The organism is Pantoea sp. GM_Pan_3 (assembly GCF_026541045.1).
GTDB classification, from domain to species: domain Bacteria; phylum Pseudomonadota; class Gammaproteobacteria; order Enterobacterales; family Enterobacteriaceae; genus Pantoea; species Pantoea anthophila.
Map to the genome: position 1 here is coordinate 1,125,345 of NZ_JALNVA010000001.1, position 13,461 is coordinate 1,138,805.

A 13,461-nucleotide genomic window follows, 5' to 3' on the forward strand; every position below is an offset into this window, starting at 1 on the left:
TTTCAGACTCTCCGGTTAAATACGGCGAGCCTGCCAGAAGACTTTGCGCCAGTAGACGTTATCCAGCGAGGAGCGGATCACCCCCTGGCTGGTGGAAGCATGAATAAAGGCATTATCACTGTCGTAGATGCCGACATGCAGGCCATTCTCCCCGCGACCGGTTTTAAAGAAGACCAGATCGCCGGGCAGCAGTTCATCTTTACTTATACGGGTGCCGATATCACTCTGTGCTGAGGTGGTGCGCGGCAGTTGCAGCGCAAAGCGGTCGCGGAAGGTGAGATAGACAAAGCCAGAGCAGTCGACACCGTTGCGGCTCATGCCGCCATAGCGATAGGGCGTGCCGTGCCAGTGACCGAGCTGGTCGTTCAGCTCTGCAATCACGGTAATCGAGTCGGAGAGACGACCATTAATCGGCGGGGCGTGATGACTGCATCCCGTCAGCAGCAGAACCAAAATCAGCAAACCCAGGCGCATCGCCAAATGTCCTTATCAGAAGTTGCAACCGGTTTAATGTAGCGGTAAAGCCCGCCGGGTAGCAAGTGTCAGGACAGGACGGTCAGCAGCGTGCGTCCTTCAAGCTCAATCTGCCGGAAGGCGATGCCATAAAGCGGTGTCAGTCGCTGCGGCGTCAGAACCGCGGCCGGTTCGCCCTGCGCAATGACCTGTCCCCTCTCCATCAGCCAGACCTGATTCGCCTGTTGCAGCGTGTGGTTGAGATCGTGACTGCTGGCGATCACGCTGATGCCCGCCGCACAGAGTCCGGCGATCAGATCGTCCACCGCTTTCTGCTGGGCGATATCCAGCGCGGTCATGGGCTCATCCAGAATCAGCAGCCGCCCGTCTGGATTGATGCGCGGATCAATTTGCAGGCAGACCGCCGCCAGTCGGACACGCTGCCACTCCCCGCCGGAGAGCCGGGTCAGTGAGTGGGCGAGTTTATCCTGCAGCTGAAGCTGCTGCAGCAGCGTGCTGAGCCGATCTTCATCCTGCGCCCCCCTCTGTTTCAGATGCAGCCGTAAATAGTGCCAGACCGGCATCTGACTCAGGGGGGCCTGCTGCTGGGGAAGCCAGCCGCGAGCCCGGGCCAGCGCCGGGCCGCTCCACTCGGACAGCGGACGGTTATCCAGCACGATCCTGCCGGACGCGGCCTCCAGTCCGGCAACAACGCTGAGCAACGTGCTTTTTCCCGCGCCGTTCGGACCGGCGACATGCAGCAACTGACCGGCGGCAAGCTCACCGTTCAGTGAGCACAGCCGCCCGGCGAGCGCCACCTGTTGCAGGCGCAGCAGCATCTATTTCGCCAGGGCCTGCTTAATGGTTTCCAGAATAATGGGATCTTCCGGCGTCATATCAGGCGCGAACCGCTGGACAATGCGACCATCCCGGCCAATAACGAATTTTTCAAAGTTCCACAGGATGTCGCCCGGCGCTTTCGGTCCGCGGCCTTTGCTCACCTGACGCTCGTAAAAACCGCTGCCTTCGGGACGAACGGCGTCAGGACAGGCCGCGATCAGCTGAGCATAGAGCGGGTGACGCCCTTCCCCATTGACGTCGGTTTTGGCAAACATCGGGAATGTCACGCCATAGGTGGTGCTGCAGAAGGTTTTGATCTCTTCGCTGCTGCCAGGCTCCTGCTCCAGAAACTGATTGCAGGGAAAACCCAGTACGCTGAAGCCGTGATCCTGCCAGGCCTTCTGCAGATTCTCCAGCTCCTCATACTGCGGGGTGAGGCCACATTTCGAGGCGACGTTTACCACCAGCAGTACCTTGCCCTGCCACGCAGAGAGCGTGGTTTTTTCACCATCAAGCGTAACCAGTTCAGTGTCATAAATATTCATGCTGAATTCCTGTTGTGGATGCAGAGTAGCCAGCCGAAAGCTAGCGCGAAGATTTTACCAGTAAAAGAATAAACAGCGGCGCGCCGAGTGTCGCCGTGACCACGCCTATCGGTAATTCGGCCGATGTCAGCGCCAGACGCGCGACGATATCGGCCGCTAACAGCACGCCTGCCCCAGCCAGCGCAGAGGCGGGCAGCAGATAACGGTGATCGCTGATGCCGCTCAGCCGCAGCAGGTGCGGGATCACCAGCCCGACAAAACCAATGGCACCGGCCATGGCAACGCTGATACCGACCAGCCAGCCCATCGCCAGCACCAGCAGATTGCGCCAGTAGAAAAGAGAGAGACCGAGCTGACGAGCGGAGATCTCCCCCAGCGCCAGCAGATTCAGTATCGGTCCCGTCGCATTCAGGGCCAGCATCACCGGCAGCAGCGCCAGTATCATTCCGCCATAGCGCCAGTCAATGCCGCTGAAGCCGCCCATCATCCAGTACATCAGCTGACGCAGGTCGAGGCTGGTGCTGAAGTAAACGGCCCAGGTCATGATGGCACTGCAGATAATCCCCAGCGCCACGCCCGTGAGTAACAGCCGGGTCACCGAGAGCTGACGGTGCGCGAAACAGAGCAGGATCAGCGTAATCATGAGTGCTCCGGCCATCGCGGCCAGGCCGAGGCTCCACAGCGAGCCGCTGCCCAGCAGCACGCCCAGCACCAGACCGATGCCGGCTCCGTTTGAGACGCCCAGCAGGCCAGGCTCGGCCAGCGGATTGGTAAACAGCGCCTGCATCACGACGCCGCACACTGCTAGGGATGCACCGACCAGCATCACCGCCAGACTACGCGGCAGCCGCAGCTGCCAGACAAAGAGCCGGCCGCTCTCCGTAAACCACTCTGAGGGCGCGATCCAGCTGTCACCGGCACACAGGCTGCCACAGAGCAGCGCAAGCAGCATAAGAGCTAAAGTAATAAGCCATTTCTGGCCGCGCTGGTCGGCCTGAAGCGCGAGCGGGTCAAGCAGAGACATAGGCTGGATTTGCTGAGAAAACAGAGATTTGATTGTAGTGGGATTGCAGAAAAAAGAAAGGTGGTTGAGGCGGTGTGCGCCCTGCTGGCAGACGGGCGCGCCAGCGCAGTCACCGGCGGGTGAGACCATGAAAAAAGGCCGCTTGCGCGGCCTTTTTGAAACGCTGAAATTCAGTCAGTCTCTTTGGGTGTAGCGTTCTCTACGCGGCTTTTCAGCTTCTGTCCCGGGCGGAATGTCACTACGCGACGCGCGGTGATCGGAATATCTTCCCCCGTTTTCGGGTTTCTGCCAGGACGCTGGTTTTTGTCACGCAGGTCAAAATTGCCAAACCCAGACAGTTTTACCTGTTCTCCATTTTCCAAAGCGCGACGTACCTCTTCGAAAAACAGCTCTACTAACTCTTTGGCATCGCGTTTGCTCAGCCCGAGTTTCTCAAACAGGTACTCTGACATCTCAGCTTTTGTAAGCGCCATAGGTTCAATCCCTCAAGGTTGCCTGGAATCGCTCTTTTAATGCCGCAACACATTTGCCAACGGTCGCGGCAATCTCCTCTTCTTCGAGTGTCCGGCTGGTATCCTGCAAAATCAGGCTGATTGCGAGGCTCTTGAAGCCCTCAGAAACGCCCTTACCGCGGTACACGTCAAACAAGTTTACGCCAACTACCTGATTTACGCCAACTTTCTTACACTCCGCGATGATATCTGCTGCAGGGACGTTTTCAGCCACCACAACAGCAATATCACGACGGTTAGCCGGGAAGCGAGAAATCTCGCGCGCGTCAGGCAGGACGCGGTCTGCGACCTTATTCCAAAGCAGTTCAAAGACTAAGGTGCGGCCGTTGAGATCCAGCTTACGTTCCAGCTCAGGATGAACGACTCCGATAAATCCGATTCGTTCATCGTGCAAATAAATCGCCGCGCTCTGTCCCGGATGCAACGCCGGATTGGCTTCAGCCCGGAAGCTGATCGCATCCAGTTTGCCGGTTAAATCGAGCAGCGACTCTAAATCGCCTTTTAAATCATAGAAGTCAACTGCCTGGCGCGCCAGATCCCAGTGCTCTTCAACACGGTTTCCGCTGATAATACCGGCCAGCATAAGATCCTGACGGATGCCTAAATCTGCCTGCGTGTCGGGCACAAAGCGTAAGCCGCTCTCAAACAGACGTACGCGACTCTGCTGACGGTTCTGGTTGTAGACGACTGCGCTGAGCAGGCCGGTCCACAGGGAGAGACGCATGGTCGACATCTCGCTGGAGATCGGGCTTGGCAGCAGCAGCGCCTCTTCACCCGGATGCAGCAGCTGCTGAACCTTTGGATCAACGAAGCTGTAGGTAATCGCTTCCTGATATCCCTTGTCCACCAGCAGGTTTTTCACGCGTTTCAGCGACAGGTTCGCTTCGCGATGCTGAGTCATGACCAGCCCCGCCTGCACCGGCACGTTCGGGATGTTGTTGTAGCCGTAAACGCGGGCCACTTCTTCAACCAGATCTTCCTCAATCGCCATGTCGAAGCGCCAGCTCGGGGCGATCGCCTGCCACTCACCTTCGCCTGTCGTGACGTCGCAGCCGAGACGGGTCAGAATATCGGTAACCTGCTCATCGGCGATGACATGACCAATCAGGCGATCCAGTTTTTCCCGGCGCAGGGTGATCGTCGCCGGAACCGGCAAGGCGGCCTGATGCGTCTGATCGATGATCGGGCCGGCTTCACCCCCGCAGATGGAGAGCAGCAGCGCGGTTGCACGCTCCAGCGCGATATGTTGCAGCGCCGGATCAACGCCTCGTTCATAGCGGTGTGACGCGTCGGTGTGCAGACCGTGACGACGGGCGCGGCCGGTGATCGCCAGCGGGTCAAACCAGGCGCACTCAAACAGAATGTTCTGCGTTTCGCTGTTCACGCCCGAATGTTCGCCACCGAAGATACCCGCCATCGCCAGCGCCTGCTGGTGATCGGCGATGACCAGCGTGTCTGCCTGCAGGCTGGCTTCAGTGCCATCCAGCAGCGTCAGCTTTTCGCCCTCTTTCGCCATGCGCACCACGATGCCGCCGTTAAGGCGATCGAGGTCGAAGGCGTGCATCGGCTGACCCAGTTCCAGCAGCACATAGTTGGTGATATCCACCACCGGATCGATTGAGCGGATACCACAGCGACGCAGCTTCTCTTTCATCCACAATGGCGTGGCCGCACCAACGTTAACGCCTTTCACTACGCGACCCAGGTAGCGCGGACAGGCCTCCACCGCATCAACCTGAATCGGGAAGGTGTCACTCAGCGTGGCAGCGACCGGCTGAATCTCTGGCTTGTTCAGCGGCAGACCATTCAGCACCGCCACATCACGCGCGATACCGATCAGGCCCAGACAGTCCGCGCGGTTAGGCGTGACGCTGATTTCAATGGTGTTGTCATCCAGCTGAAGCCAGGCGCGGATGTCGGTGCCCACGGGCGCATCGGCAGGCAGTTCAATAATGCCGTTGTGGTCGTCGCTGATTCCCAGCTCGGAGAAAGAGCAGAGCATCCCTTCTGACGGCTCACCACGCAGTTTGGCCGCTTTGATTTTGAAATCACCCGGCAGCACGGCACCTACGGTGGCGACAGCGACTTTCAGCCCCTGGCGGCAGTTCGGCGCGCCGCAGACGATATCCAGCAGACGGTCACCGCCCACATTAATTTTGGTCACCCGCAGTTTGTCAGCATTCGGGTGCTGACCGCACTCCACCACTTCGCCAACCACGACACCGTTGAACGCACCGGCGACGGCCTCAACGCCATCCACTTCCAGACCGGCCATGGTGATTTGTTCAGACAGCGCGGCGCTGTCCAGGGCTGGATTTACCCATTCGCGTAACCAGAGTTCACTGAATTTCATTGGATAACCTGCCCTTACTTAAATTGTTTGAGGAAACGTAAATCGTTTTCGAAGAATGCGCGCAGATCGGTCACGCCATAGCGCAACATGGTCAGACGCTCCATGCCCATACCAAAGGCGAAACCGGAGTAAACTTCCGGGTCAATGCCGACATTGCGCAGCACATTAGGGTGCACCATGCCGCAGCCCAGCACTTCCAGCCACTTGCCGTTTTTACCCATGACGTCCACTTCTGCTGAAGGCTCAGTAAAGGGGAAGTAGGACGGACGGAAACGAATCTGCAAATCTTCTTCGAAGAAGTTGTTCAGGAAATCGTGCAGCGTGCCTTTGAGATTGGTAAAGCTGATGTTTTTATCCACGATCAGCCCTTCCATCTGATGGAACATCGGCGTGTGGGTCTGATCGTAATCGTTACGGTAGACGCGGCCTGGCGCGATGATACGAATCGGCGGCTGCTGAGCCTGCATGGTACGGATCTGCACGCCGGAAGTCTGGGTACGCAGCAGACGGGTGGCGTCAAACCAGAAGGTATCGTGATCGGCACGCGCCGGGTGGTGAGCAGGAATATTGAGTGCATCAAAGTTATGATAATCATCTTCAATTTCCGGCCCGGTGACGACAGCAAAGCCTAACTCACCGAAGAAGGTCTCAATGCGATCCATCGTGCGGGTGACCGGATGCAGGCCGCCATTTTCAATGCGGCGACCCGGCAGTGACACATCGATGGTCTCTTCTGCCAGACGCGCATTCAGCGCCGCCGATTCCAGCGCCTCTTTACGCGCGTTCAGGCGGTCGGTGACCTGCTGTTTCGCTTCGTTGATTACCGCACCGGCTGCAGGACGCTCTTCAGCAGGCAACTCGCGTAAGGTGGTCATCTGTAATGTCAGATGCCCTTTCTTACCGAGATATTCGACGCGCACCGCGTCAAGGGCGGCGATATCTGTCGCCCCGTCGATAGCCGCCGTGGCGCTGGCCACCAGTTCTGCGAGTTGGGACATAATTTCCTCTTTTTCCAGTCAGGCTGGTCAGTTCTTGTTGGGACCTGCCGGTCCAGTATGCTAACGCCAGAAACAAAAAAGCCTCCACGAGGGAGGCTTTTAGCGCGATTTTTCGTTTCTTTTCTTATGCGCAAAAGCCCCCGGATGTCAGGCGCTAAAGTAAAAAAAGAAACGGAAAATAGCAGCATTCATGCTTGCAGTTACCTTGTCATGCTTTACGAGGGCACTATTGAAATGCGCGGAGACGAAAATGTCAATCTTTTGCGCAGCTTACAGGCAATAAAAAAGGGAGCAAGCTCCCTTTTTCATCTGACTTACGCCAGAGCTGATTTCGCTTTTTCGACCAGTGCAGTGAAGGCCACTTTGTCGAATACGGCGATATCGGCCAGGATCTTACGGTCGATCTCAATGGCTGCTTTTTTCAGACCATTGATGAAACGGCTGTAAGACATGCCGTTCTGACGAGCCGCTGCGTTGATACGCGCGATCCACAGCTGACGGAACTGACGCTTACGCTGACGACGGTCACGGTAAGCATACTGACCAGCTTTGATAACAGCCTGGAAGGCAACGCGGTAAACACGTGAACGTGCACCGTAATAGCCTTTAGCTTGTTTTAAGATTTTTTTGTGACGTGCGCGAGCAACTACACCACGTTTAACGCGAGCCATGTGAGCTCTCCTGTTCTATATTCTGTTTAAAAAAATGGACTTATGCGTACGGCAGGCAGGCAGAAACCAGACCCAGATCGCCTTTTGACACCATGCCTTTAGGGCGCAGGTGACGTTTACGCTTAGTAGATTTTTTGGTCAGAATATGACGCAGGTTTGCGTGTTTACGCTTGAAGCCGCCAGAAGCGGTCTTCTTGAAGCGCTTAGCCGCGCCACGTACAGTTTTAATCTTTGGCATTTTTAAAAATATCCACTTCGCATTGTTGATAACATGACCCAGACAGGCGAACAGAAAACCGCACAACGCGAACGCTGCGCGGTTAATGTTACTTGAAAGCCTACTGTTTCTTCTTAGGAGCGAGCACCATGATCATCTGGCGGCCTTCGATCTTCGAAGGGAAGGATTCGACAATGGCCAAATCCAGATCTTCACACAGGTCTTTACGGACGCGGTTAAGCACTTCCATACCGATCTGCTGGTGCGCCATCTCACGACCACGGAAACGCAGCGTGATTTTGGCTTTATCGCCATCTTCCAGAAAGCGAATCAGGTTGCGTAGTTTGACCTGATAGTCGCCATCATCGGTTCCAGGACGGAATTTAATTTCCTTAACCTGAATAACTTTTTGCTTCTTCTTCTGTTCCTTAGAAGATTTGCTTTTTTCGTAGAGGAACTTGCCGTAATCCATAATACGGCAAACCGGCGGTTCGGCGTTCGGGCTAATTTCGACTAAGTCAGCACCCGATTCCTCGGCTTTTTCCAGAGCTTCGCGTAATGAGACGATGCCAAGTGGCTCGCCATCCATGCCCGTTAAGCGCACTTCAGTTGCGCGGATTTCGCTGTTAATTTTGTTCGGACGCGTCGGTAGTACTCGTTTTCCGCCTTTAATACTTTATTCCTCCAGTTGATGAAGATTTCGGCTGCGAATCTCTTGTTGTAACTTCTCAACAAAGAGATCGACATCCATCGACCCCAGGTCTTTACCACGGCGGGTGCGAACGGCAACTTTGCCTGCTTCCACCTCTTTATCACCGCAGACCAGCATATAAGGGACGCGACGTAATGTGTGCTCGCGGATTTTAAAGCCTATCTTCTCATTTCTCAAGTCTGCCTTCACACGAATGCCAGCATTCTGCAGCTTACGCGTTAAAGACTCAACATATTCCGCTTGTCCATCGGTAATATTCATGACCACGACCTGCTGTGGTGCCAGCCAGGTTGGGAAGAAACCAGCAAATTCTTCGGTCAGAATACCGATGAAGCGTTCCATCGATCCCAGAATCGCACGGTGAATCATCACAGGCGTCTGACGATCGTTATTTTCACCCACATACGTCGCTTCAAGACGTTTTGGCAGGGAGAAGTCTAGCTGAACGGTTCCACACTGCCAGGCGCGATCAAGACAATCGTACAGGGTAAACTCAATTTTCGGGCCGTAGAAGGCACCTTCGCCTGGCTGGAACTCAAACTCAATGTTGTTTTCGTTCAGCGCGGCAGCCAGATCTTCCTCGGCGCGGTCCCACATCTCATCGGTGCCGATGCGCTTCTCAGGACGGGTAGAGAGTTTGACCACAATCTTTTCGAAGCCGAAGGTGCTGTACATGTCATAAACCATGCGGATACAGCTGTTCACTTCGTCACGCACCTGCTCTTCTGTACAGAAGACGTGGGCATCATCCTGGGTAAAGCCGCGTACACGCATCAGGCCATGCAGCGCACCTGATGGCTCATTACGGTGACAGCTACCGAACTCGGCCATACGCAGCGGCAGGTCACGGTACGATTTCAGACCCTGATTAAAGATCTGAACGTGTCCCGGACAGTTCATCGGTTTAATGCAATATTCACGGTTCTCAGAAGAGGTGGTGAACATCGCTTCTTTATAGTTTTCCCAGTGCCCGGTTTTTTCCCACAGGACGCGGTCCATCATGAACGGACCCTTCACTTCCTGGTACTGATACTCTTTCAGCTTGCTGCGGACAAACACTTCCAGTTCGCGGAAGATGGTCCAGCCGTCGTTATGCCAGAAGACCATACCGGGTGCTTCTTCCTGCATGTGGTAGAGATCCAGCTGCTTACCAATCTTGCGATGGTCACGCTTTGCCGCCTCTTCCAGACGCTGCAGATAGGCTGCCAGCTGCTTTTTGTCTGCCCATGCGGTGCCATAGATGCGTTGCAGCATCTTGTTGCTGCTGTCGCCGCGCCAGTAGGCACCGGAGATCTTCTGCAGTTTAAAGTGATGGCAGAACCGCATGTTCGGCACGTGCGGACCGCGGCACATGTCGACATATTCTTCATGATGATAGAGGCCAGGCTTATCGTCGTGGCTGATGTTTTCATCAAGAATGGTGGTTTTGTAGATTTCGCCGCGCGCCGCAAAGACGTCACGGGCTTCCTGCCAGCTGACCTTTTTCTTCACCACATCGTAGTTGGTCTCAGCCAGTTGATGCATGCGTTTTTCCAGCAGGTCGATATCTTCCTGGGTCAGCGTACGATCGATGTCGACATCATAATAGAAGCCGTTATCAATGACCGGGCCAATCGCCATTTTCGTATCCGGCCACAGCTGCTTGATGGCATGCCCTAACAGGTGCGCGCAGGAGTGACGGATGATTTCCAGACCGGCTTCATCTTTTGCAGTGATAATCGCCACGGCGGCGTCTTCGGTGATGGGATCGACCGCATCAACCAGTTCACCGTTCACGCGGCCAGCGATACAGGCTTTCGCCAGACCCGGCCCGATGTCCAGCGCGATATCCATCACACTGACAGGGCGGTCGAACACACGCTGGCTGCCATCAGGAAGCGTAATTACAGGCATTTCTAATCCTTATTTGCAGTGGTAGGCCACACGAAAGCCTACATGCAACGTCATGTAAAATGGGTGACCTGGCGTAACATCAGACCCACATTGTCGGAATGTCGCCAGGATTGCCGTGCGGGGCAGATGATAGCAGTTTTCCTGGTCGAGAAAAACCATCCCCTTTTTGCTAAGCCGTGGAGAGATCAAAAAAAAGCGGCCTGACAGAGTGTCAGGCCGCCGGGCAGACCACGGGTAAAATTGCGCTTACATCGCGTAGGAGAGCATAACCGAGGTTTTGGTGTCGGTGCGATCCGGCGCAGATTCCGGCGGATTGTTGTTCCAGGTCACGTTGTACGCCAGCTTCAGGGCGAAGTGGCTGTTAATTGCCACCTGCAGGCCGGTTTCAGAGTTCACGGTGGTATCTTCACCGAAGCTGCTCAGTACAGACACACCCTGGACAAATTTGGTGGTGTCAGTGAGCTGCCACTGATAGCTGACCGCGCCATAGCCCAGCGCTTTGGTTTCGTGGCCGCCATCGTGGAAATCGTCGTAGCGCACACCCGGACCAAATTCCGCACGCAGTGAATGCACCGGACCGTTCAGGATCTGACGACCGTAACCGGCTGTCAGAACGTCGCGCGAATCGTAACCATTGAAACGATCGCTTAACCAGCTCGCCTGACCAAACAGGTAGTCATAGTTGCTGACGTTGTAACGTGAACGGCCGCCGATGCTATAGGTCTCGGAAGAGCGCTCATCGTTTGACGAGGTGTTGGCCGCGTTACCCCACAAGCTGTAAGCCATTGATGACTGATACCAGGTCATATTGGTCTGAGCGGTCATTGATGAACTGGTGGTGTTACCGGTTTGCGCCAGGTATCCCGCAGCAGCTGAGCCTTCAAACGGCTTTTTCGCCGTAGAGGGGTCATCCATTGAGGTGAATACGGCGTTATCGGCCAGTGCCTGGTGACAAAATGCTCCGGCGGAGAGCAGAAGAACAGCAGACAGCTTGTTATAGGCTTTCATTAAATGTGATCCGTGCGACAGTTTAAAAAACGAAGAGTCTGAAGCGTTTTGCCCGGCATTCAATGCAATTTACGGTAAGTTTTGTAAAAAAATATTAACTCACCCGAAATGCGTGGAATCAGCCCTGCAACACGTGTTAATTGGGACTCATCTGATTAACGTCGCGCATTATAGTGCTGCGAAAGTGAAAAGATAGCCGTAGCCGCAGAAGATTTTTCCACCCCCGCGCACCTGCCTGACAGGAATTTACGTCCGGCATCACGGCAGACACCGCGCATCCCCTTCATAATTCGCCTGATTTTTCACCATGGTCTACGCTCAGTTCAGTTTCCCTTGCCCGGAGGTGCCTCATGAGCAACAACGCCTTAACACGCTATATCGTGACCTTTCACTATCAGGAGTCGGGATTAAGCGACATCCTGGAGCTGACCAGCGCCATGACGGCGGCCGGTTTCACCACCACCCTGGCTGACGATGAGGGCCACCCGCATGAACTCGGGACCAACAGCTTTGGTATTGTCAGCCCGCTGTCGTCTGAAGCGCTGCAGCAGCAGGCCACTGCGGCGGGTGAAAGCGTGCTGGGTCAGCGGCCGGACGTGACCGTGACGACCTTCGAAGCGTTTCTGCGCGACACCGCTGAACATCGCCCTACCCGCTCCGCACCAGAATAAGAGGTGCAATCGGGCTGGTTTTGGTGAATATTTACGCAGTACAATCTGTCTTACGCAGCGAATAACGAGGATAGCCCAATGTGGTCAGCCATTAGTCGTCTGTTAAGCGAGCAGTTAGGCAATGCCGAAATCACCGAACGTCACGCCCTGGCCGGCGGCGACATCCATCCCACCTGGCGTATCCGCTACGGTGATCACGACGTGTTCGTCAAAAGTAACAGCCGGGACAGGCTGTCACTCTTCACCTGGGAAGCTGACCAGCTGGCGCTGCTGGCGCGCACAGGCACGGTTCGCGTGCCGGAGGTCTATGGCGTAGGCCAGCACCGCGAGGAGAGTTTCCTGCTGCTGGAATATATTCCGCCTCAGCCACTTGATGAGCAGAGTGCCTGGCGGCTCGGGCAGCAGCTGGCGCACCTTCATCAGTGGAGCGAGCAGACACAGTTCGGTCTCGATTTCGACAACAACATCACCACGACTCCTCAGCCCAACAGCTGGCTGCGCCGCTGGTCGGTCTTTTTTGCCGAGCAGCGCATCGGCTGGCAGTTACAGCTGGCGGCAGAAAAAGGGGTGCTCTACGGGGATACCGAGCTGATCATTGCCGCCGTGCAGCGGGTGCTGGCCTCCCATCATCCGCAGCCGTCGCTGCTGCATGGCGACCTCTGGCCAGCTAACTGTGCCAGCAGCCACAGTGGCCCCTGGGTATTCGATCCTGCCTGCTACTGGGGCGACCGGGAGTGCGATTTAGCCATGCTGAGCTGGTACCCCGACCTGCCGCGTCAGATTTACGACGGCTATCAGTCGGTCTGGCCGTTACCGGATGGGTTCTCGCAGCGTCTGCCGGTCTATCAGCTCTACTATTTGCTGAACCGGGCTAACGTCTTTGGCGGGCACTGGCCGGACGACGCACAGTTCGCCATCGGCCAGTTGCTGGAAGAGGATGCGCTGAGCGCCAGTCAGGCCAGACCGGCCTGACGACGCCCTCAGATAAAGCCGAGCAGTGACAGCACGAAATAACCGGCTACCGCAATGACCACGGGCAGGATGTAAAGCGGGAAGATCTGCAGGAAGATGGTGTGACGGGGTACGCGCACCTTCTCTTCCAGCTGCTGACGGCTTCGCCCTTCGCTGCCCTTTGCCTGCTCCAGGATCATCTGATCTTCAATGCCCTCTCTGACATGACGGGCCTGACGCCCCATGCGCGCGCCGGATGACTCCAGTGCCAGTCCGACAAAAATCAGGATGTAGATCAGCCAGAATCCCAGGTTCATCTGACCATTAAATTCCGGCACCGGGGAGTTGTGCCAGAAGATGTTCAGGAAGGGGGTGTTAAAGCGAAGCATATCGACGATAACATGAACAAAATCGAGCATTACCGCGTCGATACCTGGCTGCTTCTCACTGTGCTTAAACATAAAGCTCAGCACCGAAATAATGGTCGACAGCAGCGCCACCAGAAAGAGCACCCAGCCTGCCACACGCTTGAGGATGGCGATGCGGCCAGCCTGTTGATAGGTCATAATATCTCCTGAACCCGAAATCCGATTTGCCGTAAGTCTACCTGCCA

The 13,461-nt window shown here is 55.8% G+C and carries 16 protein-coding genes and 1 other annotated feature; of the genes, 2 read left to right on the plus strand and 14 right to left on the minus strand.

Annotated elements, in window-relative coordinates; translation table 11 throughout:
• Nucleotides 1-15 precede the first annotated feature (15 nt).
• The 13 genes from OXR04_RS05350 to OXR04_RS05410 form a co-directional block, all read right to left on the minus strand.
• Nucleotides 16-474 (minus strand): NlpC/P60 family protein, encoded by a 459-nt coding sequence (locus tag OXR04_RS05350; RefSeq protein ID WP_009090526.1) that lies wholly within the window; start codon nucleotides 472-474, stop codon nucleotides 16-18.
• Nucleotides 475-542: 68 nt separating this feature from the next.
• Nucleotides 543-1,292 carry a vitamin B12 ABC transporter ATP-binding protein BtuD gene (btuD, locus tag OXR04_RS05355; protein WP_267369400.1) on the minus strand — a complete coding sequence of 250 codons (750 nt, stop codon included), beginning with the start codon at nucleotides 1,290-1,292 and terminating at the stop codon, nucleotides 543-545.
• Entirely contained in the window at nucleotides 1,293-1,838 is a 546-nt protein-coding gene (locus OXR04_RS05360) for a glutathione peroxidase (protein WP_009090531.1), read from the minus strand. It lies immediately after the preceding gene.
• A 40-nt stretch (nucleotides 1,839-1,878) separates the two neighbouring features.
• Nucleotides 1,879-2,862 carry a vitamin B12 ABC transporter permease BtuC gene (btuC, locus tag OXR04_RS05365; RefSeq protein WP_267369401.1) on the minus strand — a complete coding sequence of 328 codons (984 nt, stop codon included), beginning with the start codon at nucleotides 2,860-2,862 and terminating at the stop codon, nucleotides 1,879-1,881.
• Between the two features lie 170 nt (nucleotides 2,863-3,032).
• A complete protein-coding gene (ihfA, locus tag OXR04_RS05370) occupies nucleotides 3,033-3,335 on the minus strand; it encodes an integration host factor subunit alpha (RefSeq protein ID WP_003853259.1) in 303 nt (100 codons plus the stop codon).
• A 4-nt stretch (nucleotides 3,336-3,339) separates the two neighbouring features.
• The gene (gene pheT, locus OXR04_RS05375; RefSeq protein WP_267369402.1) at nucleotides 3,340-5,727 is read right to left on the minus strand and encodes a phenylalanine--tRNA ligase subunit beta; all 2,388 of its coding nucleotides are present in this window, start codon (nucleotides 5,725-5,727) and stop codon (nucleotides 3,340-3,342) included.
• Nucleotides 5,728-5,741: 14 nt separating this feature from the next.
• Nucleotides 5,742-6,725 (minus strand): phenylalanine--tRNA ligase subunit alpha, encoded by a 984-nt coding sequence (pheS, locus tag OXR04_RS05380; protein WP_009090534.1) that lies wholly within the window; start codon nucleotides 6,723-6,725, stop codon nucleotides 5,742-5,744.
• A gap of 71 nt (nucleotides 6,726-6,796) precedes the next feature.
• Nucleotides 6,797-6,922: a sequence feature (Phe leader region), on the minus strand.
• Nucleotides 6,873-6,917, minus strand: coding sequence for a pheST operon leader peptide PheM (pheM, locus tag OXR04_RS05385; protein ID WP_106120997.1), 45 nt, complete (start codon nucleotides 6,915-6,917; stop codon nucleotides 6,873-6,875). Its footprint overlaps the feature before it by 45 nt.
• A gap of 117 nt (nucleotides 6,923-7,039) precedes the next feature.
• Complete coding sequence (gene rplT / locus OXR04_RS05390) at nucleotides 7,040-7,396, minus strand: 50S ribosomal protein L20 (protein WP_006118956.1); 357 nt, start codon at nucleotides 7,394-7,396, stop codon at nucleotides 7,040-7,042.
• Nucleotides 7,397-7,436: 40 nt separating this feature from the next.
• Entirely contained in the window at nucleotides 7,437-7,634 is a 198-nt protein-coding gene (gene rpmI, locus OXR04_RS05395; protein ID WP_009090535.1) for a 50S ribosomal protein L35, read from the minus strand.
• 100 nt (nucleotides 7,635-7,734) lie between these two features.
• Nucleotides 7,735-8,286: a translation initiation factor IF-3 gene (gene infC / locus OXR04_RS05400; RefSeq protein WP_033736278.1), complete on the minus strand. Its 552-nt coding sequence runs from the start codon at nucleotides 8,284-8,286 to the stop codon at nucleotides 7,735-7,737.
• Nucleotides 8,287-8,289: 3 nt separating this feature from the next.
• The gene (gene thrS / locus OXR04_RS05405) at nucleotides 8,290-10,218 is read right to left on the minus strand and encodes a threonine--tRNA ligase (RefSeq protein WP_009090537.1); all 1,929 of its coding nucleotides are present in this window, start codon (nucleotides 10,216-10,218) and stop codon (nucleotides 8,290-8,292) included.
• A gap of 246 nt (nucleotides 10,219-10,464) precedes the next feature.
• Nucleotides 10,465-11,226: a DUF481 domain-containing protein gene (locus OXR04_RS05410; RefSeq protein WP_009090538.1), complete on the minus strand. Its 762-nt coding sequence runs from the start codon at nucleotides 11,224-11,226 to the stop codon at nucleotides 10,465-10,467.
• 350 nt (nucleotides 11,227-11,576) lie between these two features.
• Here OXR04_RS05410 and ghoS point away from each other — a divergent pair, with 350 nt between their 5' ends.
• Complete coding sequence (gene ghoS, locus OXR04_RS05415; protein WP_267369403.1) at nucleotides 11,577-11,897, plus strand: type V toxin-antitoxin system endoribonuclease antitoxin GhoS; 321 nt, start codon at nucleotides 11,577-11,579, stop codon at nucleotides 11,895-11,897.
• A gap of 78 nt (nucleotides 11,898-11,975) precedes the next feature.
• On the plus strand, nucleotides 11,976-12,869 hold the full coding sequence (locus OXR04_RS05420) for a fructosamine kinase family protein (RefSeq protein ID WP_009090540.1): 894 nt from the start codon (nucleotides 11,976-11,978) through the stop codon (nucleotides 12,867-12,869).
• A gap of 8 nt (nucleotides 12,870-12,877) precedes the next feature.
• Here the strand turns inward: OXR04_RS05420 and OXR04_RS05425 are convergent, their stop codons facing one another.
• A complete protein-coding gene (locus tag OXR04_RS05425) occupies nucleotides 12,878-13,414 on the minus strand; it encodes a YniB family protein (RefSeq protein WP_009090542.1) in 537 nt (178 codons plus the stop codon).
• Nucleotides 13,415-13,461 lie beyond the last annotated feature (47 nt).